Annotated in this window: 21 protein-coding genes; 1 reads left to right on the plus strand and 20 read right to left on the minus strand. The window is 59.6% G+C overall.

Annotated elements, in window-relative coordinates; all coding sequences use genetic code 11:
• Nucleotides 1-8: 8 nt before the first annotated feature.
• From KMZ68_RS18955 to KMZ68_RS19010, 12 genes are all read right to left on the minus strand, one after another.
• Nucleotides 9-1235, minus strand: a complete 1227-nt coding sequence (locus KMZ68_RS18955) for a hypothetical protein (protein WP_215612703.1) — start codon at nt 1233-1235, stop codon at nt 9-11.
• Between the two features lie 71 nt (nt 1236-1306).
• Nucleotides 1307-2746, minus strand: a complete 1440-nt coding sequence (locus KMZ68_RS18960) for a hypothetical protein (protein ID WP_215612704.1) — start codon at nt 2744-2746, stop codon at nt 1307-1309.
• A complete protein-coding gene (locus KMZ68_RS18965; protein ID WP_215612705.1) occupies nt 2746-3705 on the minus strand; it encodes a Gfo/Idh/MocA family protein in 960 nt (319 codons plus the stop codon). Before KMZ68_RS18965 ends, KMZ68_RS18960 begins: the two co-directional genes overlap by 1 nt.
• A 9-nt stretch (nt 3706-3714) precedes the next feature.
• Nucleotides 3715-4752 carry a Gfo/Idh/MocA family protein gene (locus KMZ68_RS18970; RefSeq protein WP_215612706.1) on the minus strand — a complete coding sequence of 346 codons (1038 nt, stop codon included), beginning with the start codon at nt 4750-4752 and terminating at the stop codon, nt 3715-3717.
• A gap of 13 nt (nt 4753-4765) precedes the next feature.
• On the minus strand, nt 4766-6076 hold the full coding sequence (locus KMZ68_RS18975; RefSeq protein WP_215612707.1) for a lipopolysaccharide biosynthesis protein: 1311 nt from the start codon (nt 6074-6076) through the stop codon (nt 4766-4768).
• Nucleotides 6077-6097: 21 nt separating this feature from the next.
• Nucleotides 6098-6739, minus strand: a complete 642-nt coding sequence (gene hisH / locus KMZ68_RS18980; protein ID WP_215612708.1) for an imidazole glycerol phosphate synthase subunit HisH — start codon at nt 6737-6739, stop codon at nt 6098-6100.
• Nucleotides 6736-7479 (minus strand): imidazole glycerol phosphate synthase subunit HisF, encoded by a 744-nt coding sequence (gene hisF / locus KMZ68_RS18985; RefSeq protein WP_249779406.1) that lies wholly within the window; start codon nt 7477-7479, stop codon nt 6736-6738. Before hisF ends, hisH begins: the two co-directional genes overlap by 4 nt.
• A gap of 14 nt (nt 7480-7493) precedes the next feature.
• The gene (locus KMZ68_RS18990) at nt 7494-8780 is read right to left on the minus strand and encodes an N-acetyl sugar amidotransferase (protein ID WP_215612710.1); all 1287 of its coding nucleotides are present in this window, start codon (nt 8778-8780) and stop codon (nt 7494-7496) included.
• A 14-nt stretch (nt 8781-8794) separates the two neighbouring features.
• A complete protein-coding gene (locus KMZ68_RS18995; RefSeq protein WP_215612711.1) occupies nt 8795-9862 on the minus strand; it encodes a nucleotidyltransferase family protein in 1068 nt (355 codons plus the stop codon).
• A gap of 20 nt (nt 9863-9882) precedes the next feature.
• Nucleotides 9883-11109 (minus strand): UDP-N-acetylglucosamine 2-epimerase, encoded by a 1227-nt coding sequence (gene neuC / locus KMZ68_RS19000; protein ID WP_215612712.1) that lies wholly within the window; start codon nt 11107-11109, stop codon nt 9883-9885.
• Complete coding sequence (locus KMZ68_RS19005) at nt 11096-11926, minus strand: NAD-dependent epimerase/dehydratase family protein (RefSeq protein ID WP_215612713.1); 831 nt, start codon at nt 11924-11926, stop codon at nt 11096-11098. Before KMZ68_RS19005 ends, neuC begins: the two co-directional genes overlap by 14 nt.
• 7 nt (nt 11927-11933) lie before the next feature.
• On the minus strand, nt 11934-12866 hold the full coding sequence (locus KMZ68_RS19010; protein ID WP_442780725.1) for an N-acetylneuraminate synthase family protein: 933 nt from the start codon (nt 12864-12866) through the stop codon (nt 11934-11936).
• Between KMZ68_RS19010 and KMZ68_RS26270 the strand changes: the two genes are divergently transcribed.
• Entirely contained in the window at nt 12789-13007 is a 219-nt protein-coding gene (locus KMZ68_RS26270; RefSeq protein WP_442780726.1) for a hypothetical protein, read from the plus strand. The two genes, KMZ68_RS19010 and KMZ68_RS26270, sit on opposite strands and share 78 nt — an antisense overlap.
• Here KMZ68_RS26270 and KMZ68_RS19015 read toward each other — a convergent pair.
• The 8 genes from KMZ68_RS19015 to KMZ68_RS19050 all read right to left on the minus strand — a co-directional run bounded on the left by KMZ68_RS19015 (nt 13004) and on the right by KMZ68_RS19050 (nt 20318).
• On the minus strand, nt 13004-14002 hold the full coding sequence (locus KMZ68_RS19015) for an NAD-dependent 4,6-dehydratase LegB (RefSeq protein WP_215612715.1): 999 nt from the start codon (nt 14000-14002) through the stop codon (nt 13004-13006). The two genes, KMZ68_RS26270 and KMZ68_RS19015, sit on opposite strands and share 4 nt — an antisense overlap.
• On the minus strand, nt 13999-14673 hold the full coding sequence (locus KMZ68_RS19020) for an acylneuraminate cytidylyltransferase family protein (protein WP_215612716.1): 675 nt from the start codon (nt 14671-14673) through the stop codon (nt 13999-14001). The genes KMZ68_RS19015 and KMZ68_RS19020 overlap by 4 nt, the downstream gene beginning before the upstream one ends.
• Nucleotides 14674-14838: 165 nt before the next feature.
• Entirely contained in the window at nt 14839-15348 is a 510-nt protein-coding gene (gene nusG / locus KMZ68_RS19025; protein WP_215612717.1) for a transcription termination/antitermination protein NusG, read from the minus strand.
• Complete coding sequence (locus KMZ68_RS19030) at nt 15345-15983, minus strand: winged helix-turn-helix transcriptional regulator (protein WP_215612718.1); 639 nt, start codon at nt 15981-15983, stop codon at nt 15345-15347. Before KMZ68_RS19030 ends, nusG begins: the two co-directional genes overlap by 4 nt.
• Nucleotides 15984-16250: 267 nt before the next feature.
• Nucleotides 16251-17453, minus strand: a complete 1203-nt coding sequence (locus KMZ68_RS19035) for an SGNH/GDSL hydrolase family protein (protein WP_215612719.1) — start codon at nt 17451-17453, stop codon at nt 16251-16253.
• Between the two features lie 222 nt (nt 17454-17675).
• Nucleotides 17676-18773 (minus strand): DegT/DnrJ/EryC1/StrS family aminotransferase, encoded by a 1098-nt coding sequence (locus tag KMZ68_RS19040; RefSeq protein ID WP_215612720.1) that lies wholly within the window; start codon nt 18771-18773, stop codon nt 17676-17678.
• 19 nt (nt 18774-18792) lie between these two features.
• Nucleotides 18793-19260, minus strand: coding sequence for an acyltransferase (locus KMZ68_RS19045; protein WP_215612721.1), 468 nt, complete (start codon nt 19258-19260; stop codon nt 18793-18795).
• Nucleotides 19257-20318 carry a Gfo/Idh/MocA family protein gene (locus tag KMZ68_RS19050; protein ID WP_215612722.1) on the minus strand — a complete coding sequence of 354 codons (1062 nt, stop codon included), beginning with the start codon at nt 20316-20318 and terminating at the stop codon, nt 19257-19259. The genes KMZ68_RS19045 and KMZ68_RS19050 overlap by 4 nt, the downstream gene beginning before the upstream one ends.
• Between the last annotated feature and the right edge of the window lie 105 nt (nt 20319-20423).

The following is a 20423-nucleotide window of genomic DNA, read 5'->3' on the forward strand; positions in this document are numbered from 1 at the left end:
TGTTTCTTCTACGCTGCATATTTCGGTGGGATTGCCGGCGCTGCCAGCGACACGACAGAACCTGTTTGGTCGTCGAGGAAGCCGTTCGAGCCTCTTGTTATTGGCAGCAACAGCAATGCGAACATGCCGTCGGTTGGATGAAAAATGCCACCCCAGTTCATCATGAGGATGAACACGGCGGGAAAGCATGCGCAAGCCCAACGATCACCACGAAAGGCCAATCTCCGCAATTGCTGTATGAGATACAAGGTAAACAGCAGACCGGCGATGCCATAGCTCGCCAGCAGCCTTGTCGGAAGAGATTCCGAGCCAATCGTCGCCAGCGGCGGACCTGATGCATCAAGCATCGACTGATAGAACTCGGGCGAGCCCCACCCCATCCATGCCGGACTTGAGTAAAGAAGCTGCAAATGGGCCTTCCACAACCATGGCCGATACAATTGGTAGAGAATGTCATTGACCGATAAATTGGTCTCGCCGCGTAAAAGGAACGTCGAAACGAAGACATTGTCCTGCAAGGCATACAAAATATTGGCAGACGAAACGACCGCGACGTTGAAGCCGACCGCGACTGCCAATGCTATCCAGAACATCCGGGCAGGTCGCATGGCGCTATTGCGACAAAAGAAAAAGTACAACACGAGGTAGACCAATCCCGCAATCAACGCCGCGCGCACAAAACAGAGTACAAAAAAATAGGTCGCGATAGCGAGAACAACTGGATGCCTTCTCGCCCGCTCCTTGCTGTGGGTGAGCACGACCAGCATCACCAAAGAAAGTGCGCCGGTGTACGCAATGTTGGGAAAGAATGATACCCGCCAAAGGCCATAGACGGGATCTGAGTAACCGGGGATCAAACCATAACGATTGAAATTGGAAAAAGCCGAAACCGACAAACCAACGACAAGCAAGAGCAAATAGAGGCGCGTCAGGTCCTGCACGTTGATTGCGGCGCGATCTGTGGAAATCCACGTCAGTGCCAGTACGGTAGCGCAGAGCTGAACGGTTGCCCTCGCATCTCCCATTGCAGCATGCCAGCCGCCGGCCCAGAGTAGGAGGATCAGCAGGAGCTTACCGCGCCCAAACAGCGTCCTCACAATGTCCGGCAGTCCCAACAGGGGGAAAACTACCGCGGGCACAACAACAAGCCAGTATTGCAAAGAGCCTCGCACAAAGCTTTCGGTCTGCGAGAGCGACATGGTTACGAGCAGGGAGAAGGTCACGAATGCCAGCATCGGCCAATGCCGCTGACTCGGCACCCACGGACTGGCAACCGCATACGAACCGCTGGAAGGCACGGGAGACCTCACGGAATCGAGCATTCGGCGGACGCCTTGCCGGTCACGGCAGAGTTCGGCAGCAGGGCCGTCAGGTTATCGACATAGCCGGGAGCGGCAAAGCGATCCGCATGCGCAGGATCAAACGGAGGCGGACTTGTTGCGACATTCCAGACATCCAGTTGATCACGGGCCAGAAAAAACCACCTGTCATCAACCGTGCCCGATATCAGCTCATGCCCAGAAAGCGGAATGATCATGCTTCTCACGCCGACCGCAGTGGCATCGAAATGACAAGCAGACGCTATAGTCAGATGCAAATCGCTTTCCGCCAGCAATTCGAATACATTGGGTTGTCCGGCGCCGGAGACAATCCTGATCCGTTTGTCGGACTGCAGGGGCCGGAAGGCCGACGAATCGAAATCGTAAACCGGATGGAGCTTGATAGACAAACGCCAGTCGAGCGAGGCCGGCGCACAACGCACCAGATCTTCGATCCAGGCCACGAGTCTTGCCGTGTCAAGCCCCTGGGATGTCAGCACAAGATGAACCCCGTGGCCCTTTGTCCTAGCATGGCGCTGCGCACGCGCAGAGTCAGTGACTGCATCGCCGACCGCAACGACGTGGTCGCGGCCCTGACGTGTACCGGCCAGTTGCTCGCTCCAATACACGCCGCGAGCCGCCAACACGTCGGGAAGGATGAGTTCAGCAACCGCCCCCTCGACCCACAGGGGAACCGCATCCGGTTGACTGGCATCGAACACGCCGTGCTGTAGCTCAATATACCGAATGTCATGGCGATGGGCCGCAAGCCGCAGTCCATATTCCCCGGTATCCGACACCAGAACCGCACGAGGCCTGATCCTGGCCAGCAACATTCCGTATAGTCTTGCTTGCCAGTAGACCGTCGACACACGCATCAACAACCAACGGGGATCGACAACCACCTGGAGCTCATCTTTCAGGCCCTCCGCTACAAACTTGCAGAACGACATTGCATCGGCCGGAAAGAGGCGGCCAAGAACACTTCCCCAGAATGTGAATACGATGGGATTGAGATCGGCAGGCCTCCATGCAGCCGCAGCCTGCACCTCGAAATCCGGACTATTTATTTCTTCGAGCTTGACGCACGAATAGCCCCGACGCAGCAAACTGTCGAAATACACGTCCTCGTAATGGGCGCCCCGCTTCATGCGCAGCGCGGATCGGCAGGTCTTGATCAGCAGATCTCTCCGGCCTGGAATGGCGACAAATCTTGCCAAGGTCAGGGTTCCACGGAGAGCTTCAAGGATGCGCGCAAAGGTCGACTTGCCCGGCTTTGACAGCGGCAGGTCGGCAACCATCCAGTAGACCGGATTCCGCATTACGCGCCATGCCGACCAACCATCCACTCGGTATGAAAAGAGGTCGTGCTTGCGCTCCAGCGCAAACAACGTCGCGATCTTCGCGGCCCGATCTTCGCCACTCATCATGATTGCGGGAATAGTCCGTAAATCCTTGCGCAAAGGGCCATCGAGCGATGCGCTTCCTCCAGCGTTGCAAGATTTGCGTTCCGCCCCTCCAGAAACCCGATTAGCTGCTCGGCCTGATAGCGCAATCCGGGCTTGAATTCGGAATCGACGATGTCTGGCACAATGTCCGTAAGACGTCGCTCGCCGCGCCGCTGAATGGCGAGTCTTTCAAGTGGACGCATCTCGGCGCGAAGATGGCCGTTCGTCACGGTCACGGACCACGGTCCCGGCGCGTTCCAGGCAGCCTGATATATCCCGATATCGCCACTAGAGAATTGGATCGTCGCGGCAACGAAACGTGGCGACTCGGGCGTCCATGGAGCGGCATGCGTCACCGACACAACATCTCCGCGCGCCATGAAGCTGAAATAGTCAATGAGATGAATCGAATTGGCGTACATCCAGTTGCGTACAACCTCTTCAGGCTGGCCCGATGCTCGCGCAGCTTCCTGGTCTTCCTGATCGAGCACAGAGATCAAGCGGGGACCATCGTCGTTCGCCAGCTCCCGCAACGCCTGCCTCGTGGACGAATAAGAGCGGCGATTGAGAGCGACAAAGGCACGAGCACCGACACGGCGGCCTTGATCGAGAATCTGCTCCGCTACTTGCAAATCCACCCCAACGGGTTTTTCGAACAAACAAACCCATGGATGTGAAAAACAAGAGGCGGAAACGTCAGGCATCGAGAGCTCATTCACCGCAACCACGACTGCGTCTGCCCGAGTCTCGCGATACATTGCATCAATGCTGTCGAAGGCCTTGGTGCCATGGATCGAAGCCAGAACCTCGGCGCGCGCGCGGGTTCGGCCACAAACCCCCACGATCTTGGTGTTCGGCAGCGACGCCAGTGCTCTCGCGTGCTCTTCGGCCATATAGCCTGCACCGACAATCGCAATACCCCAGATTTTCGCGGCCATATTCTCAGCTCAAGCCCATTTGAACCGACGACCGCGCGGTAACGCCGGATCAGCCAGCAATATTTCGCGACCGCCGGCCTCATGGGACACATGGGCTGCAACGCAACAGGCCAAGGCGTGGGCGCCGGCATTTCCATCAGGAAAGGTTTCGCCTTGCAGCATCGCCGACCATAGATCGACGGTCGGCACGACCACGTCCACTGGCTTGATGGCCTGGGTCCGGACTTCGGCTGACGCACCGTAGCGCGACGTCGCCAAATCGCGGTGTTCGCTCTTTCGTGCCACCACTCGCATGTCTCCATTGATTTCGTCGACCACAATTTGTCCGTTCCGGCAAATATACGTCACATGGATGCCGCTCCCGGCATTCATCGAGAAGTCAATAAACATGGAACGGCCGGCCGGGTCTCGCGCCAATAGCCGCCCCGCGCGATCCTCGAACTCCGGACCGCGGGGATTAGCCAGCTGAGCCCGATCGAACCAGGCCTGGATACCGCTTATCGGGGCATCGCCGAGATAGCGAAACATCTCGAAGTAATGGCAGGCGTTCATGGCCAGGCCAAAGTTCGAGGCTGCGACCAAAACGCTCACCAACGGCCCTAGTTCGTCCGAACCAATCAATGCCTTCACCAGCGTGTACTGCTCCATGAAACGCATCTGATGATTGATAGCCAGGACCGAACCGCTGCGCTTGCATGCGGTCATCATCTCATCCGCTTCCGCCAACGAAACTGCCATCGGCTTCTCGCACAGGATATGGCGCACGCCGGCTTCGGCTGCATCGACGACGAGTGGGGCATGCGACGGCGCTGTGGTTGCGACCACGACCGCATCAGGCCGCACGCTGCGCAGCATTTCCGTGCCTTCAGCATAGCATTGGGACTCATCGACCCCAAAACGCGTACGAGCCGTCTCGCGCGCCACTTCCGAAGTATCCGCAACGCCGACGATCGTCATGCCAAGTTTGCTAACCGCCTCCAGATGGCGCAACCCCATTCGTCCTAGTCCAATTACGGCGACCCGTTTACCTGCAGCATGAGCGGACATTGAAGACTATTTCCTAAGCTTTTGCGGACTGATGAGCGGCGACGAGGAACGTGCCGCGAAACCAAATGGCCACGGACCGACGCAACTCGCCCCAAGGCAGATCATATTGCCGGGAAGCAACCGCAGTCGCAATCAAGGCCAGCAATCCTTGAGTCGCCGCGTATCCCATAGCAGCTCCCTCGATCCCGAATCTCCCGGCAAGCAGCCAGATCAACAGGGTCCCAAGCACCGCTGAAGACGTAGTGACGAGCGAAAGAAGCGACGTGCGGCCGGAAAAAAAGAACAGGTTGGAAACGCAGAAGTACATGCCGATGAAGGCGCCGCCAAGCATGAACCAGGGCAGCACGACAGTGGCAGCGCGGTATTGGGCGCCGAGCAGGAAGTTGCTCGTCAAATAGAGGCCGGCGCCGACCATCACCGCGGCACACAGGAAAACCGGCACCGCGATATAGATCGCACCGACAACGGAATATTTGTCATCGAGGCTCGATGAGCCAAGCCGCGCGTAAAGCCACGGATTGTAGGCCTTGATGAATGCGTCGGCCAAAATCGTCATCACCATGCCGAGCTGAGCGCCGGCACCGTAGATGCCCAGCATCTCGGACCCGAGCTGCGTGGAAACGATCCAGCGATCGGCGGTGCCGATCAAGACACCGCCGAGCACGTGCGGAATCAGCGGCAGACCGTAGAGCACCAGGGCCTTGATGTGATCGCGGCTGAACGACCAGATTGCGTCGCGCGACGCCAGAAGCAGAACGACGGCGCACAACGCCATCAAGACAGCCGACACAGCGATGCCGACGTTGCGCCCTGCACCGCCCCAGCCGAGGACCAGGACGGCGAAAAGCGACAACGCCACGTTCAGGGTACTCGCAATAAACTGCAGCGTGACGTTGAGGACGGGTCGCTGCTGGCTTTGCCATAACCCGAGCCGGCACTGAAGCACGACGTTGGCGCCGGCTGTGATCGTCGCAAGCACACCCCATATGGGGTCCAGGCCGAATGCCACCGATGACAGCAGCGGCAGGAGCGTGGCGATCACGACCGCGGTCAGCACCGTGGTTGAGATTCCAATCGCGAGTGCCGTCCCGACAAACGCCGGCAACTCTTCGCGCGGCCGGTTGAACCATGCCACTCCGACCGCCGCATGCACGTTCAGCCCGGCAAACGGCATGCACAACGTCACGACCAGCGCAAACGCAACCACGTTCCCATATTCTACCGGGCTGAGCAGGCGGGTGAGCAACGGCAACAATGCAAACGGCACTGCAGCCGAAGCCACGTTTCCGATCGTGTAGATGATACCAGCACTCAGGACTTTCATCTGATTTGTATCGGGCGCCAATTATTGCCGCAGAAACGCAGCCAGCATCTGCAAGCCTGCCGCTCCGCTCTTTTCAGGATGGAACTGCGCACCGAAGACCTTGCCCGCACGAACCGCAGCGGTGAGCCGGTGGTTGCCATAGAAGCAATCTGCGAGCAAATGGGCGGGATCGTCGGGAACCAAATGGAAGGAATGGACCAGGTAGGCCGACGTACCCGGCGGCGTATCCTCCAGAAATGTACCCCGCCATTCAGCACCGGCCGAGGGCGAAAGCGCACTCCACGCGATGTGCGGTATCTTTTGCCTCTCTCCCTCGGTCGTGGCGCTTGGAACCGCGACCACCGTTCCGGCAATGAGACCGAGCCCCTCATGCTCGCCGAATTCCGCACTTGTCGTCGCCAGCATCTGCATTCCCAAGCATATCCCCAGCAGCGGAAGCCCCTTGGCTGCATACCGTTTGATCGGCTCGACCAGCCCGCGGTCGCGCAGTCCGCGCATTCCATCCTCGAAGGCGCCAACACCAGGCAATATCAAGCGCTCGGAGTTTTCGATCACATGAGGATCCGCGCTCAGCACAACATCACCACCGACATGCTCGAGCGCACGGCTGACGCTGTAGAGATTGCCGATCCCGTAGTCAATCACGGTAACCGATGCCGTCATAGCTGCCTCAACGAAATGCCGGCCGCCCGGGCCGCCGACCGGATGTCGGTCAACGTCGTGCGGTTGTAGTGCACTGCATCCGCGATCGCGACAGCGTCTGCTCCACCCTCATTGACTACGTCCACCAGGTGCCGAATTTCGCCGTAACCGCCGCTTGCAATCACCGGGACGTCGACAGCCCGCGATATCGCCGCCGTGAGCGCGACATCGAAACCCTTCCGCGTTCCTTCCCGGTCGATCGAAGTGACAAGCATCTCACCGACACCGAGTCCCGCCGCGCGTTTGGCCCACTCCACCGCGTCCAGTCCGGATTTCTCCCGGCCGCCGTCGGTATACACCTCCCATCGGCCCGGTCCCGTCTGCTTGGCTTCGATGGACAAGACCATGCATTGCGATCCAAATCGCCGGGCAACGTCGCTGATCAATTCCGGGCGCTGAACCGCACCCGTGTTAATGGCAATCTTGTCTGCACCGTTGCGCAACAGATCGGTTACGTCTTCGACATTGCGGATACCACCCCCTACCGTCATCGGGACAAACACGTCCCGCGCCGCACGACTCACTATGTCGGTCAACTTGTTTCGCCCATACAGGCTCGCAACAACATCGATATAGATCAGTTCGTCGGCACCCTGTTCGTAGTAGCGGCGAGCGTAATCCTGCGGATCACCGATTACACGCAATCCCTCGAGATGCACTCCCTTGATGAGATTGGGCCCCTTGATATCGAGGCGGGCCATGAGACGAACGTTCTTCATCGGCCTGCCAACAGCGCATCGTCGTGCCAGACCGCGTGCCGAAGATTCCAGACACCGTTCTCGTGCTTCCACAAGTGAGGCGAACGGAACTTATCTACGGTCGCATGAAAGTCGCGTTCGCTCAGCGAAATATATTCGATGAAGTCCTGGAAATACTTCTTGGGAAATTCTTGATCGAATTTCCGTACCAGCTGGACACCTTCGTCGCGGGTAATCTTTCCGTTGCGAATTTCCTGCGCGGCATCATAAGTCGCCCGACCGATGCCGAATTTGGCCAGCGTCGTGTAGTAGTGAAACATATCAATACGGTCGTCGATGCTGCTGTACTTGGAGTAGGTGCCCTCGGTGCGCTCGCTATTGGCCTGAAATCCAGTATGTTCGGTAGCGTAGTAATAGCATTCCTGTGGGTCCCATTTCAGGTAGTAGCCGAGATAGTGCACTTCGACGTTCTTCGCCTCGAGTTCTTCCGCCTTCGGCGGAATGTAGGGCGCGAAATCGTTCAACTTATATCCTTCTTCCGCGATGATTTCCTTGATTGTCTTGCCGCCAAGCACCATCACATTCGGATCTTCGGCCGAGAAGAACTTGCGGTCCATTGCCGGCTTGAAGTTTTCGTCGCGGTTGTTGCCGTATTCAGCCTGGTTTTCGCCATACATCACCAGCGGAACGCCGAAACGAAGCGCCATCAACGGTCCGATGATCCGCTGCCCGACAATGAAGGGCTGAAACGGATGAAGCAGATTCAAGAAAGCTTGCCGGGTCAGGTAGCGGTGCAGGCGCCCATTGGGCGTGAACAGAATGTTGTCCAGGCCGCCGACGTGAATCCAGTTCTCGAAGTTCTTCCAGCCTATCTCGGTGTACCGGTGCGGCGCCCACGTCACGGTGAGCGGATTCATTCCGTATTTGTATTTCAGGACATGCGAGGTAAACGCGCTGTCCTTGCCCCCGCTGCCCGGCACGATGATATCGTAGCCTCCGTCGGTCCTGCGGTGTCTGTCGAGCAGGGCGACCAGTTCGGTTTCGCGTTTTTCCCAATCGATCTCGCCCGCCTTGACCTCCTGGTAGCGGCAGGCGTCGCAAACGCCGTCACCGTCAAACTGGATCGTCTCCTGCGCCGACTGTGAGGTTTTCTGATATTCGACCGTCGAGCTCGGCCGTTGATTTGAAATGACGCAGTGGCGGCAAAACATCACGCGTTTTGGCAGCCCGTAGAGCGCGTCAGGATCTCGACGCTCCGGATCGAAGCGAGCCAGGAATTCCGATTTTGAATTGCCGTCAATCATACTTTGCTTTCTCGTCAGCGCTGCTGCGCCGGGTTGCGGGCACGTTCGAGATCCTCGACACGACCGACATCGAGCCAGGGTTCGTGCATCGGATATACGATCGTGCGCTGGCCGCGCGCTCTCATCCTGCTGAACAGCGTCGGCATGTCGCAGTGTTCGCCGGGAACCAGGACATCGAACGCTCCTGGATCAAGCACATAGACGCCGGCATTCACGTAGGTGCGAACAGTGGGCTTTTCCTCGAATCCGACGATTTCCACGCCTTCGGTCTGAACGACGCCGAAAGGATGCTGCCATTCGTAGCGTTGTACCGCCATCGTCGCAGCTGCCGCATGACGAAAATGGAAGTCGAGGAGTTCCCCGTAGCGAATGTCCGTCAAGACGTCGCCGTTGGAGACTACAAAGGCAGCGTCGGGACGGGCTTCAAACAGGCTGATTGCGCCAGCCGTCCCAAGCGGCGACTCCTCGCGCAGGTAGTCAATTTGCACGTCAAACCGGCTGCCGTCACCGAAGTGTTCCTCTATCATATGACCTAGATAGTGGACTGCCAAAATGAAGCGGCCAAACCCCTCAGCCTTGGCACGCTCGATAATATGCTCGAGAATGGCCTTTCCTCGGACCGGGAGCAAAGGCTTCGGGCAGTCCTTGGTCAGCTCCTTTAACCGTTCTCCTCTCCCCCCCGCCATGATTATCATCAAATTCGGCCGTCTCACCGGCGCCATGAGTTCGCCCCAGACATGCAGCCCCACGACACGTCGGTTCTCGTCGACGATCGGCATCTGGTTCTTCTTGTTGGCCTGCATGATCTGAAGCACGGTTTCCCGAACCAGATCGGGCGGAGCGACCAAGGGAGAACGATAGATCAGCGGTTCGATCGAACTGTTCATGTCCAGATTGCGCAACAGCCCGCGACGAATGTCGCCGTCGGTCATCGTGCCGATCAGCGAACCATCCTCTGCCACCACCAGCGCAATCTGCAAACCGGACTGCTCCAGGTTCCGGATGACTTCGACAATCGTGCTGTTCGCCGGCACGAGCGTCTTCTTCCAGCGATCGGCGGGATCGTCAGTCTGGACTGCCACGTTAAGCTCTCTTGCCAGGATCAACGATACCAGCCATCGCGAACCTCCCCCTTCAAAGTCATCGATTTTCTTAGAAGCTTCTGCCCAATCGGCACGTCCGCTAGAACAGCGGCGATCTTCTTGCCGGCGCCACCGAGAAAATAAGGGTTGTCGGTCGCATGCGCCGTCGCGCGGAATGCCTCGTCATGGAGGCAACGTTCAACGGCGAGGACAATAGCGTCGGCGTCATAGCTGGCATCGATCACGTTGGAGCCGCGCAGGCGGCCCTCCTGACGCGATCCGATATTGACGGTCGGGCAGCCGAACACCGGCGTCTCCTTGACCCCGGACGAGGAATTGCCAACGCACGCGATCCGGAGTTTCCTGTCCCACGCCAGCGCGAGCACGCCGTGATACAGCGACCGCCCGAGCGAGGAATGAAACTGCACGTTGGGAAGCTGCTTTGCTTCCAACTCCGCCAGGGCGGCAATGATGGAACGACCACCCGCATCGTTGTTTGGATAGGTCACAACCACCTGGACGCCCCGGCGCGCCAGTTGCTCGATCGCCTGCAGCGAGGGCACGACCTGCTGCACCGCCAATTCAAACTCGGTCGTGACCGAGTGCTGCGTAAACAATACTACCGGCCTCGTGAGGTCGAGCCCAAGGCGTTTCACGACCTCGTCGGCGGAGGCGAAGCGCCCGTCGGAAATCAGGTCGATGGCGGGAAACCCGACGGTATGGACGCGCCACGCCTCCTCGCCCATCGCCAGAATCCGGTTACTAGCTTGCTGGTTGGTCGTAAAATGCAGGTGGGCGAGCTTGGTCATGGCGTGACGCACCGAATCGTCGAGCGCGCCGCCTTCCGTGAGATCACCGCCTTCGATGTGAGCAGTCGGCATGTTCATCTGCGTCGCCGCGATCACGGCCGCAAACCCCTCGAAACGATCGGCATAGACCACGACCAGATCAGGCGAGAGTTTTTCCAGCGCCATGCTGACCCCCAATACCCCGGACCCGATGGCCTGCGCCGTCGCAATGCGGACGTCGGCCTTCATGTCGATCTTGACCTCGGAGTCGATTCGAAAGCCGTCGCCCTGAATTTCTTCCAGCGTACGCCCGAAATTGGAATCGAGATGAGCACCGGACACAATCAGCTGATACTCAAGGTCCGGGTGTTCGTTGATGGCCTTGAGGATGGGAAACTGCAGGCCATATTCCGCGCGATTTCCCGTAAACACCGCGACCTTGCGCTTAGCTCTCGACAACCTTCACCTCGCTCCTGAAACTCTGTGAAAAAAAATCCTGCAACGAGGACGCTGGAGACCAGCCAAGACGCCGCTGCGATTCCGATACATCCAGGACATTGACCGAGGGTCTTCCGGACGGATTGGTCACGACGACCTCCCGATGTCCCTGGTCCGCCGCCTGGAGCGCCAAACGCGCCAGCGCTCCGATCGATGTGCCGATGCCCGAACCGATGTTGAAGATGCCGTCACAAGAGGCTTCGGCGGCGAGCAGGAAGGCTCGGGCTGCGTCGGTCACTCCGAGAAAGTCGCGCACCGGCTTGTCATCCCTGATGCGCAGGGCGCCGGTGCCGGGAATCTGCCGCACGATATCCGAAACCACGTTGTTGGGTGACATCCCCGCGCCGTAGAGATTGGCGAGCCGCAGGACCGCTCCACCGGCATCAAGCACGATGCGCTCATTGGCGAGTTTCAGGCGACTGTAGGAATCGTAGCCGATTGCCGGATCATCGGTGGTGAAGGGCGCCCCGCCGCGGTCACCATAGACCGCGCCGGATGATGCGTAGATGACCTTTCCGGCGCGGACAACAAGCCGTCGAACGACTTCGGATTGCCGACGAGACGGCGCATCGGAACCATTCACGACGGCCCGGTCGGGTTCCTCCGCCAGATGGATGACAACATCAGCCGAAGGCGTATCGCAATAATCGGCAATCCGGCGCGTGCCGGCCGCGGACGACCGGCAAACTCCGACGACCGGCAAACCGGATTGCCTCAATTGAGCCATGACGGCACGGCCGAGAAAGCCGCTCGCTCCAGTCACGACGATTTCCGGCAATTTCATCTCACCAGCTGACATCGAGCAGCGAGAGATGGGTGTCCGCGGCCAGATCGCGCAGGGCGGGTCTTCCCAGAACGTCCTCATAGCGATCGGCAAGCAGTTCGCCCGTGCCAGGCCGTTTCACCCAGATATTGTCCTTCGTGTAGACCTCGCCCGCGCGGATCGGGGCAATGGTCACGACCGTGGCGAAGGCAAAATTGATCGTGGGTTGCTCTTCCGCCGTCGGTCCCTTCTCGCCCCCACGCTCCACGGCGATGATGCGGCTGCCCCGGATCAGTTCGTTGCACGCCTGCGGATCCATCGAACAAACGATATCGGGACCCTTGCGGTCCATGCTGTCGGTAAAATGCCGTTCCAGGACGGACGCGCCCAGCGCAACGGCGCCGAAGCAAGCCAGATTGTCGGTGGTGTGATCCGACAATCCGACCACCGCACGTGGGAACGCATTTGCAAGCTCGACCATCGCGCCGAGGCGCACCAGGTGCGGCGGCGTGGGATACAGATTGGTGGTGTGCAGCAGGACGTAGGAAATCCGCGCCGCCTCGAAAATATCGACCGCCTTGGCGACGCTCTCGATCGTATTCATGCCGGTGCTGAGAACGACGGGCTTGCCGAAAGCGGCAATGTGCTTGAGGAGTGGATAATTGTTGCACTCTCCGGAGCCGATCTTGAACGCGGAAACGTTCATTCGCTGAAGGCGCTCGGCTGCGGCGCGGGAAAAGGGCGTGCTGAGAAAGATCATGCCCTTCGATTCAACGTACTTTTTTAGCGCAATCTCGTCGCTTTCGTTCAGCGCGCATTTCGCCATGATGTCGTAGATCGACTCGTCGGCATTCCCGGGAATGACGTGCTTGGCGGCATGGCTCATTTCGTCCTCGACGACGTGGGTCTGGTGCTTGACCATCTCGACGCCGGCCTTCGCCGCTGCGTCCACCATCTCGAACGCGGTTTTCAGGCTGCCGCCATGGTTGATGCCCATCTCCGCAATCACCAGCGGCGGGTGTTCGAGACCGACCTTGCGACCACCGAGGTTTACTTCTTGCATGATGACCTCCGAAATGCCGGGAACGCCAATTAGATGTTGTAGATGTCAGACTTGTAGCGGGACAAGTTGGACGGATTCGTGAACCAGGCTATCGTTTCACCTAGTCCCCGGCGCAGCCCGTCCAGGTCACCGTATTTCGGCTGCCATCCCAACAGCTCGCTGGCCTTGCTGTTGCTGCCCCACAGCCGCTCGACTTCGCTCTTTTCCGGACGCAGTCGCTGCACTTCCGTCGTTATTTCGATCTCCGCTTCCATCAGATCAGCGATGGTCGCTGCGGTATCGCCGATCGATATCTCGAAGTTGCTGGCCAGATTGATCACCTCACCAACAGCGCCATTGGATTTCAGCGCGGCCATGAACCCGGCCACGGTATCGCTGACATAGTTGAAGTCGCGCGTCGGCGAGGTCGCGCCGAGCGCTATCTTGCGCTTGCCGTTAGCGATCTGGGTAATGATCGTCGGGATCACCGCACGCGCCGACTGCCGCGGCCCGTACGTATTGAAGGGCCGCACGACGGCAACTGGTGTTCCAAACGACAGATAGAACGACATCGCTATCTGGTCGGCGCCAATCTTGCTCGCGGAATAAGGTGATTGTCCCTGCAGCGGATGAGATTCCGTGATCGGGACGAATTGCGCGGTTCCATAGACTTCGCTGGTCGACGTGTGAACGATCTTGGCCGTACCCAGATCGCGGGCAGCCTGCACGATGTTCAGCGTCCCCTTGATGTTGGTGTCCACGTAGGTATCGGGAGAATGGTAGGAATACGGAATCGCGATCAGGGCAGCGAGATGCAGGACGGCATCGCAATTCTGCATCGACGTCCTGACCCCGTTGGGATCCCGCACATCACCGGCAAAAACCTCGAAATGACCTTTGACGTCAGGCGCGCAATTGTCGAGCCAGCCGTATGAATTGAAGGAATTATAGGCAACGAAAGCGCGAACATCGCTGCCGGCGCGCACCAAGGCTTCGGTCAGGTGGGATCCTATGAAGCCATCTGCGCCTGTAACCAGTATCTTGCTCACGCTCTCTCCTTCAACAAGAGCTCGGCCAGTTTCCAATCGAGCGCCGAGTCCAGATCAACCGAACGTTCGATCGGCATGACGTAGCCGAGAGTCTCCGTCGTGATGAACGTTCGCTGGCGCTGCAGCCATTCCCGGCGGGCGAAATACAACGCCCCGTTAGCGGCATAAACCGGCGGAAGGTCCTGACGGCGCGTGACGTGCTTTGCCGCAATCAATGGCTGCAATCTCTGTTCTGCATCCAGGCGGTACATCCATTGCGGGTGCTGGCCGGATTCCGTCACCGATACAACACAGCCCGCGTCAGTTGCTTCGGCAAACCGGATACACTCGTCGATGTCTTCGGTGGTGCGCAGCGGTGAGGTTGGCTGCATCAACAAGACAGCATCGAATTCAGGAAGGGCATCGAGCGCATGAAGCACCGGCGCGACCCCAGGCGTGTCATCCTGCGCCAGTTCTGCGGGACGCACGAAAGGGATTTTTGCGCCGTAACGGCGGGCAGCTTCGCCAATTTCCTGGTCGTCCGTGCTGACCACGACGGCGGCTAGAAGGGTTGACTTCAACGCAGTCTCAATGGTCCATGCGATCAACGGCTTGCCCGCAATGACCTTGATATTCTTGCGTGGAATCCCCTTCGATCCCCCGCGCGCAGGAATTAGTCCAAGCACCTTCATGCCTATTGCCAATCGTCCCTGCTGTTGATGTCACAACTTGCACTGCGTCGGTTTCAACGTCTTAGCGCTCCCGCGACCAATTTTTCCATGCTACCGCAGTTCGGGTGAAACGAGATTGCTCTCGCCTCACCCAATTGAGTCAAACACGACGAGCAAAGACGGGTGCTAGGCCGCTTCGATCACATTGATATTCATGACCACCCGGACCTTGCGGCCCAGGAGGTCAAGAAGTACGGCCACGCGCTCGCTGTCGCCCATGGCCTCGAACATGCCGAGATGATCGGCGAAAGCACCGCCGACCACCCGAACCTTCTCGCCCGGCTTGAAGGTGCTGCGATCCAGCCGGACCAGGCCGCGCTCGTCCTCACGGCGGCGCAAATCGGCGATGATGTCGTCGGCAAGAGCCGCCGGCCGGTCGCCATGACAAACCAGCTGCGCGACGCCGACGGTCGATCGGATCGCCCGCCATTGCTGGCTGGCGAGATCGATCGCGACGAACAGATAGCGCGGAAACAGCGGAGCTGCCACCATATCGACCTTGCCGGCATGGCTGCGGCGCTTGAGGTAACGCGGGAAGTAGACTTCGAATCCCTGGCGGGCCAGATGCGCCGCCGCCCTGCGCTCCGAATTCGGCTGGGTCTGGACGACAAACCATTGCTGCGCGGACGCCTTCATTGCTCCCCGCTTTCCCGGCTTTTCATGACGCCCAGAAGACGGGGCAGCAGCACGCGGCCTTCGCCAAAGCGCAGCCTGGCGCGATCCCAGCTCTCGTAAGTACTTTCGAGATCGGTGATAGCTACCGCATCGAAGCTCTTGGCCACCTCGTCGAACGAAGCGGCAACGGGCACGCCGAGAAAATGACCCGGCGCCGATTTGGGATCGACCAGCGCCACGATTTCGATCTGGCATTCCATGGCGCAGATCACCGCGATCTCGGCGAGATCGGAGCGGCCGGCCAGCACCACGGACCTGAAGCCCCTCAACCTGCCGGTCTCGAACATGACCAGGCAGTCGGCCTTGGCTTCCCGGAAGAAACCGAACGACGAGGTCAGATAGTTGACCGTGAGACGGGACTTTTCGGCGAACCCCTTCGGCGTCAAATAATAGGCGTAACGCCGCGCCGGAACGTTCTGGACCTTGACGAGCCCCTTGCTGACACACCGCTTCAGGTAGGCGTTGACGAGGCCGAGCGCGATCCCCAATTCGGCCGCCAGCCGCCGCTGCGATTGGCCGCCGTCCTGCTCCACGGACTTGAGAAGCCCGAGGATGATCCCGCTATCCGCCTCCCGATCCTGCAGAGTGTCCGGCACCCAATGACCCCACCTTAAAGTTGCGGTCGGATTACCGCGTTCACGCTGTGAACGTCAAGGGTTTTGTGTTCATGGGATGAACGGCGAACTGGAAAAAGACGGGATAACTAACTGCTAATCCGGCATTAACTGACTCGTCCCGGGCAACAGAGGCATGTTGAGCCTTGCCGATCGGATAAGTCCCTGCTGACGACCTCCAGGAGGGGCCGAGATCGATTCAGGACAGCCTCAATTCCACTCCAGCCGATGGAACCAGCGAACAACGAGTCACTTGGTTTGCTCCCGGATATTCCTGGCGATCAATCCTCCGACGATTTCCGTCAGGCGTCCCGTCGCGAATGCGTGATGCCAATCGTCATACAGGTATTCGTCGATCTCGTCGGTCGATGACGCCAGATCAATAAATATCCCGCTGGATTGATTGGCGGCAACTCTTGCAACTGCTTCGCTCAACATGGCGTACTGGCGCATCAATTCGACCCTGAAGTTCGCGTGAGCCTTCTCGTTCCAGCGCAGGCTGAAGCTTTCGCAAGGAAAAAGCTTTCTCTTGTTGAGGGCTGTCGGCTGCACCACGTGCACGAACTTCGCTCCGACTGATTCCGTCGCGGCCTGCATGGTCTGAATATTGCGGGCATAGGCATTGGCTGCCGCTTGCTTGGCCTGAGCGACGGTTGAAAGTCCGGGATTGGGTTTGGCGTCTCCCACAGGGGCCGAGCAGACTTTCTCTCTCAATCCTGACCACCACCGCGAGAATTCATTTGGATGGAATTTGTCAGGGTCGCGTGCAGCTCTAACCGCCGCGCCTTGGGTGATCTCCGTCGCAAAAAACATGGCATAGGAGCCACCGTGCAAAAGGCTTGTGAAGCGCTCCATTACGGACTGTTGCAGGTTGATATCGACCGTGTACCGCTTTCGGAAGTTTTCCGCTGTCTCTGAATAATTATCGCGCCAGATTTCTGGAGGCGTGAGTGCTCCGTTGTGGGCGTCATTCACACCGTCATACGCGATCACCATGTCCGGCTTCAGGCCGGTTAGCTTGCCTGCAAGCAGAGAAAGGGCGTTAAACGTCGAATAGGCAGGCACTCCGAAATTGAAAACACGAACCTTGCGCCCGTCGATCGTCCCAAGGCCGCGCTCGATGTGATCGGAAAGGCGATCCCCCAAGGGCTTGCGCACGTCTGCCACGGTGGATCCGCCTACCAGGAAGACCCAATAATCCCCATCTTTCGGGGGCATGGCGATCTTTTCACGGGCATACAGGCCTTCGGTTCGTGGCACCTCGAGATTGGTCCAGATTGCAACCGTATCGAAATCGTAGTCGTCCTTGTATTTGGGCGTTTCCAGCGGGGGCCCCCCGAGGATCGGCGGTTTGTGTCGCCCGTGCGTCATCGTGTACGCAAGTCCACAGATCGCCTCGAGCATGAAGATGCTGATCAGAACTATGAGAACCGCCGTCCCGAATGCTCGCATCAATCTAACTCGAAAAGGTTCTTACAGTCGGACTTCAGTGCCGGCATTTGACCTCCGTCGCGGAACATGAAATTTCCAGCAACGAGCAGATCGATCTCCGATCCCATGAAGCAGCGAAACGTATCGGGGAGTGTGCAGACGATAGCCCCCTCGAATATTGAACCAATGTCTACCAAAATGGGCATCCCGGTCAATTCGAGAACGATGTCGTCAGAGAGCGGCTCAAAACTCGCGAATGAGGTCAATCACCTCACGCTGCTGATCCGCCGTGATCTCGGCGAACATCGGCAGCGACAGGATCCGGCCTTGCGCGCGGTGCGCATTGGGAAACTGCTCCGGGCGGGCCTTGAGCCGGCTGTAGGCGGCGAGGAACGGCAAGGCGGTCGGATAGTTGATCGCGGTCTGCACGCCGTTGGCGTTCAGATGCGCCGCCAGCGCGTCGCGTCGAGGATGCTGGATCGTGTAGAGGTGGTAGACGTGGCTGCGGCCGGCCGCGACGGCGGGCACCACGACGTCCTCGATCTGATTGAGGCCGGCGTCGTAGACCTTGGCGGCCTCCTGACGGGCCCTGGTCCAGTCCGGCAGATGCGGCAGTTTCGCCGACAGGATCGCCGCCTGCATGCCGTCGAGCCGGCTGTTGATGCCCTCGATGCGGTGCTGATGCTTCACAAGCCCGCCATGGCGGGCCAGCATCGTCATGTGCTCGGCCAGCGCGCCGTCGTTGGTGACGACGGCGCCGGCATCGCCCATCGCGCCCAGATTCTTGCCCGGATAGAACGAATAGGTCGCAGCCTGGCCGAAGGTGCCGATCTGCCGGCCCTTGTAACGCGCCAGATGCGCCTGCGCGCAATCCTCGATCACCCAGAGCTTGTGCTTGCGCGCGATCGCCATGATCGCGTCCATGTCCGCCGGCTGGCCATAGAGATGCACCGGGATGATGCCGACCGTGCGCGGCGTGATCGCGGCTTCGATCGCCGCCGGATCAATCGTGAAGGTGGTGTCGTCGGTGTCGGCGAAGACGACGCTGGCGCCGGCATGGGTGATCATGGCGGAGGTGGAGATCCAGGAATGCGCCGTGGTGATGACCTCGTCGCCGGGCCGGACGTTCAGCGCGGCCATCGCGAGATAGAGCGCATCGGTGCCGTTGGCGCAGGACACGCAGTGCTTGACCTCGGCCACGGCGGCGAATTCGCGCTCGAAGGCGTCGACATAGGGGCCGCGAATGAAGGCGTTGTCGCGGATGACCGCCGCGATCGCGCCGTCGATTTCGCTCTTGATGGTCTGGTACTGAAGCTGCAGATCCGCGAAAGGCACCGGCATCCGTCGTCTTCCCTATTTCTTACTTGCTCTGGACGAGCCGGCGCGCCGGGTTGCCGGCATAGGTGCCCGCCGCCACGATGTCCCCGGTCACGACCGAACCCGCTCCGATCACGACATCGTCGGCGATCCGAACCGGCATGATCGTGGCATTGGAGCCGATCGAAACCCGGTTGCCGATCACCGTCTCGCGCCACAGCTCCCTGCGCCCGCGGGCAGGGCCGCCGGTCGAGAAGGTGTCGTTGATGAACATCACGCCATGGCCGACGAAACAATCTTCGCCGATCGTCACAAGTTCGCAGATGAAGGCGTGCGACTGCACCCGCGTGCGGGCGCCGATCCGTACACCCTTCTGGATCTCGGTGAAGGGCCCGACAAAACAGTCATCGCCGATCTTGCAGCCGTAGACGTTGCAGGGCTCGACCAGCTTGACCCGCGCGCCGAATTCGACGTCGCGGATGCCCGCCTGGTACAGCTCCGGCTGGTTCACGACGCCACTCCGAGCCGGCACAGCCGGGGCGTGAAGTGCAGCTGAACTTCCTCGCCGGTTTCGATCGATTCATAGAGCGCGGAGATCAGTTCCAGGCTCTTGCGCCCCTCGAGACCGTCGACCAATGCCGACCGCTGATGGACCAGGCAATCGATCACATGCTGGTAATAGGCCTGATGGCCGAAGCCGTAGACGTTCGGCGGGTTGACGGAAAACTTCTCGACCACGTCCTTGTCGGACGCCAGTTCATCGACGAACCGCCAGTGCCGGATTTGATTGACGGCGAAGCCCGCGATTTCGACGGTGCCCTTCTCGCCCAGGATCGAGAGCGAGCCTTCGAGATCGGTCGGGCGGGCGGCGGTGGTTGCCTCGATGATGCCAAGCGCGCCGTTCCTGAACTTCAGCGTCGCCACCGCGGTGTCTTCGGTCTCGATCTTCGCCAGCGCCGTGACCGCGCGGGCATGGACGCTGACGACATCGCCGAAAAACCACTCCAGCATATCGACGTGGTGGCTGGCCTGATTGGTGAGCACCCCGCCGTCATAGGCCCAGGTGCCGCGCCAGTCGTCCTGATCATAATAGGCCTGGTCCCGGCACCAGCGCACGCGCACGGTGCCCAGGATGAGCCGCCCGAACCGGCCGGCGTCCAGCGCCTCGCGCGCCTTGACCACCGGAACGTTGAAGCGGTTCTGCTTGACGATGAACAGTTTGACGCCGGCCTCGTCGCAGGCGCGGATCATGGCGTCGGCGTCCTGCAGCCGCAATGCCATCGGCTTTTCGACGACGACGTGCTTGCCCGCTTTGGCGCAGGCGATGACATGCTCCGGGTGCATGCCGCTCGGTGTCAGCACCGCCACCGCGTCGATATCCTTGCGCGCGAGAAAATCGTCGATATCGTAACTCGCCGGAACATTGAACTTCGAAGCGATGGCGTCGGCCCGCGCGCGGATGGGATCGCAGACGGCGACCAGACTGGCGCGGTCGACGTGATTGCCCCCCAACAACTCGGAGTGGCGCTTTGCGATACGCCCGCAGCCGAGCAAGCCAAATCTGATCATGAAACGCCCTCATTCCCCCATCGACATGCGGCAATGATTTTGATGGTGGCGACACTCGATATCCGGGGTGACGCCTCAACCTCGTTGACACTCGCCGGACCTATA

It is taken from the genome of Bradyrhizobium sediminis (genome assembly GCF_018736105.1).
Classification (GTDB): Bacteria; Pseudomonadota; Alphaproteobacteria; order Rhizobiales; family Xanthobacteraceae; genus Bradyrhizobium.

Bases quoted from the DNA above. Each gene is read 5' to 3' on its own strand.
- KMZ68_RS18955 (WP_215612703.1), bottom strand. From the start codon at position 1,235: ATGCTGGCATTCGTGACCTTCTCCCTGCTCGTAACCATGTCGCTCTCG.
- KMZ68_RS18960 (WP_215612704.1), bottom strand. From the start codon at position 2,746: ATGAGTGGCGAAGATCGGGCCGCGAAGATCGCGACGTTGTTTGCGCTG.
- KMZ68_RS18965 (WP_215612705.1), bottom strand. From the start codon at position 3,705: ATGGCCGCGAAAATCTGGGGTATTGCGATTGTCGGTGCAGGCTATATG.
- KMZ68_RS18970 (WP_215612706.1), bottom strand. From the start codon at position 4,752: ATGTCCGCTCATGCTGCAGGTAAACGGGTCGCCGTAATTGGACTAGGA.
- KMZ68_RS18975 (WP_215612707.1), bottom strand. From the start codon at position 6,076: ATGAAAGTCCTGAGTGCTGGTATCATCTACACGATCGGAAACGTGGCT.
- hisH (WP_215612708.1), bottom strand. From the start codon at position 6,739: ATGACGGCATCGGTTACCGTGATTGACTACGGGATCGGCAATCTCTAC.
- hisF (WP_249779406.1), bottom strand. From the start codon at position 7,479: ATGGCCCGCCTCGATATCAAGGGGCCCAATCTCATCAAGGGAGTGCAT.
- KMZ68_RS18990 (WP_215612710.1), bottom strand. From the start codon at position 8,780: ATGATTGACGGCAATTCAAAATCGGAATTCCTGGCTCGCTTCGATCCG.
- KMZ68_RS26270 (WP_442780726.1), top strand. From the start codon at position 12,789: ATGGCTCATTTCGTCCTCGACGACGTGGGTCTGGTGCTTGACCATCTC.
- KMZ68_RS19010 (WP_442780725.1), bottom strand. From the start codon at position 12,866: ATGGTGGACGCAGCGGCGAAGGCCGGCGTCGAGATGGTCAAGCACCAG.
- KMZ68_RS19020 (WP_215612716.1), bottom strand. From the start codon at position 14,673: ATGAAGGTGCTTGGACTAATTCCTGCGCGCGGGGGATCGAAGGGGATT.
- nusG (WP_215612717.1), bottom strand. From the start codon at position 15,348: ATGAAGGCGTCCGCGCAGCAATGGTTTGTCGTCCAGACCCAGCCGAAT.
- KMZ68_RS19035 (WP_215612719.1), bottom strand. From the start codon at position 17,453: ATGCGAGCATTCGGGACGGCGGTTCTCATAGTTCTGATCAGCATCTTC.
- KMZ68_RS19040 (WP_215612720.1), bottom strand. From the start codon at position 18,773: ATGCCGGTGCCTTTCGCGGATCTGCAGCTTCAGTACCAGACCATCAAG.
- KMZ68_RS19050 (WP_215612722.1), bottom strand. From the start codon at position 20,318: ATGATCAGATTTGGCTTGCTCGGCTGCGGGCGTATCGCAAAGCGCCAC.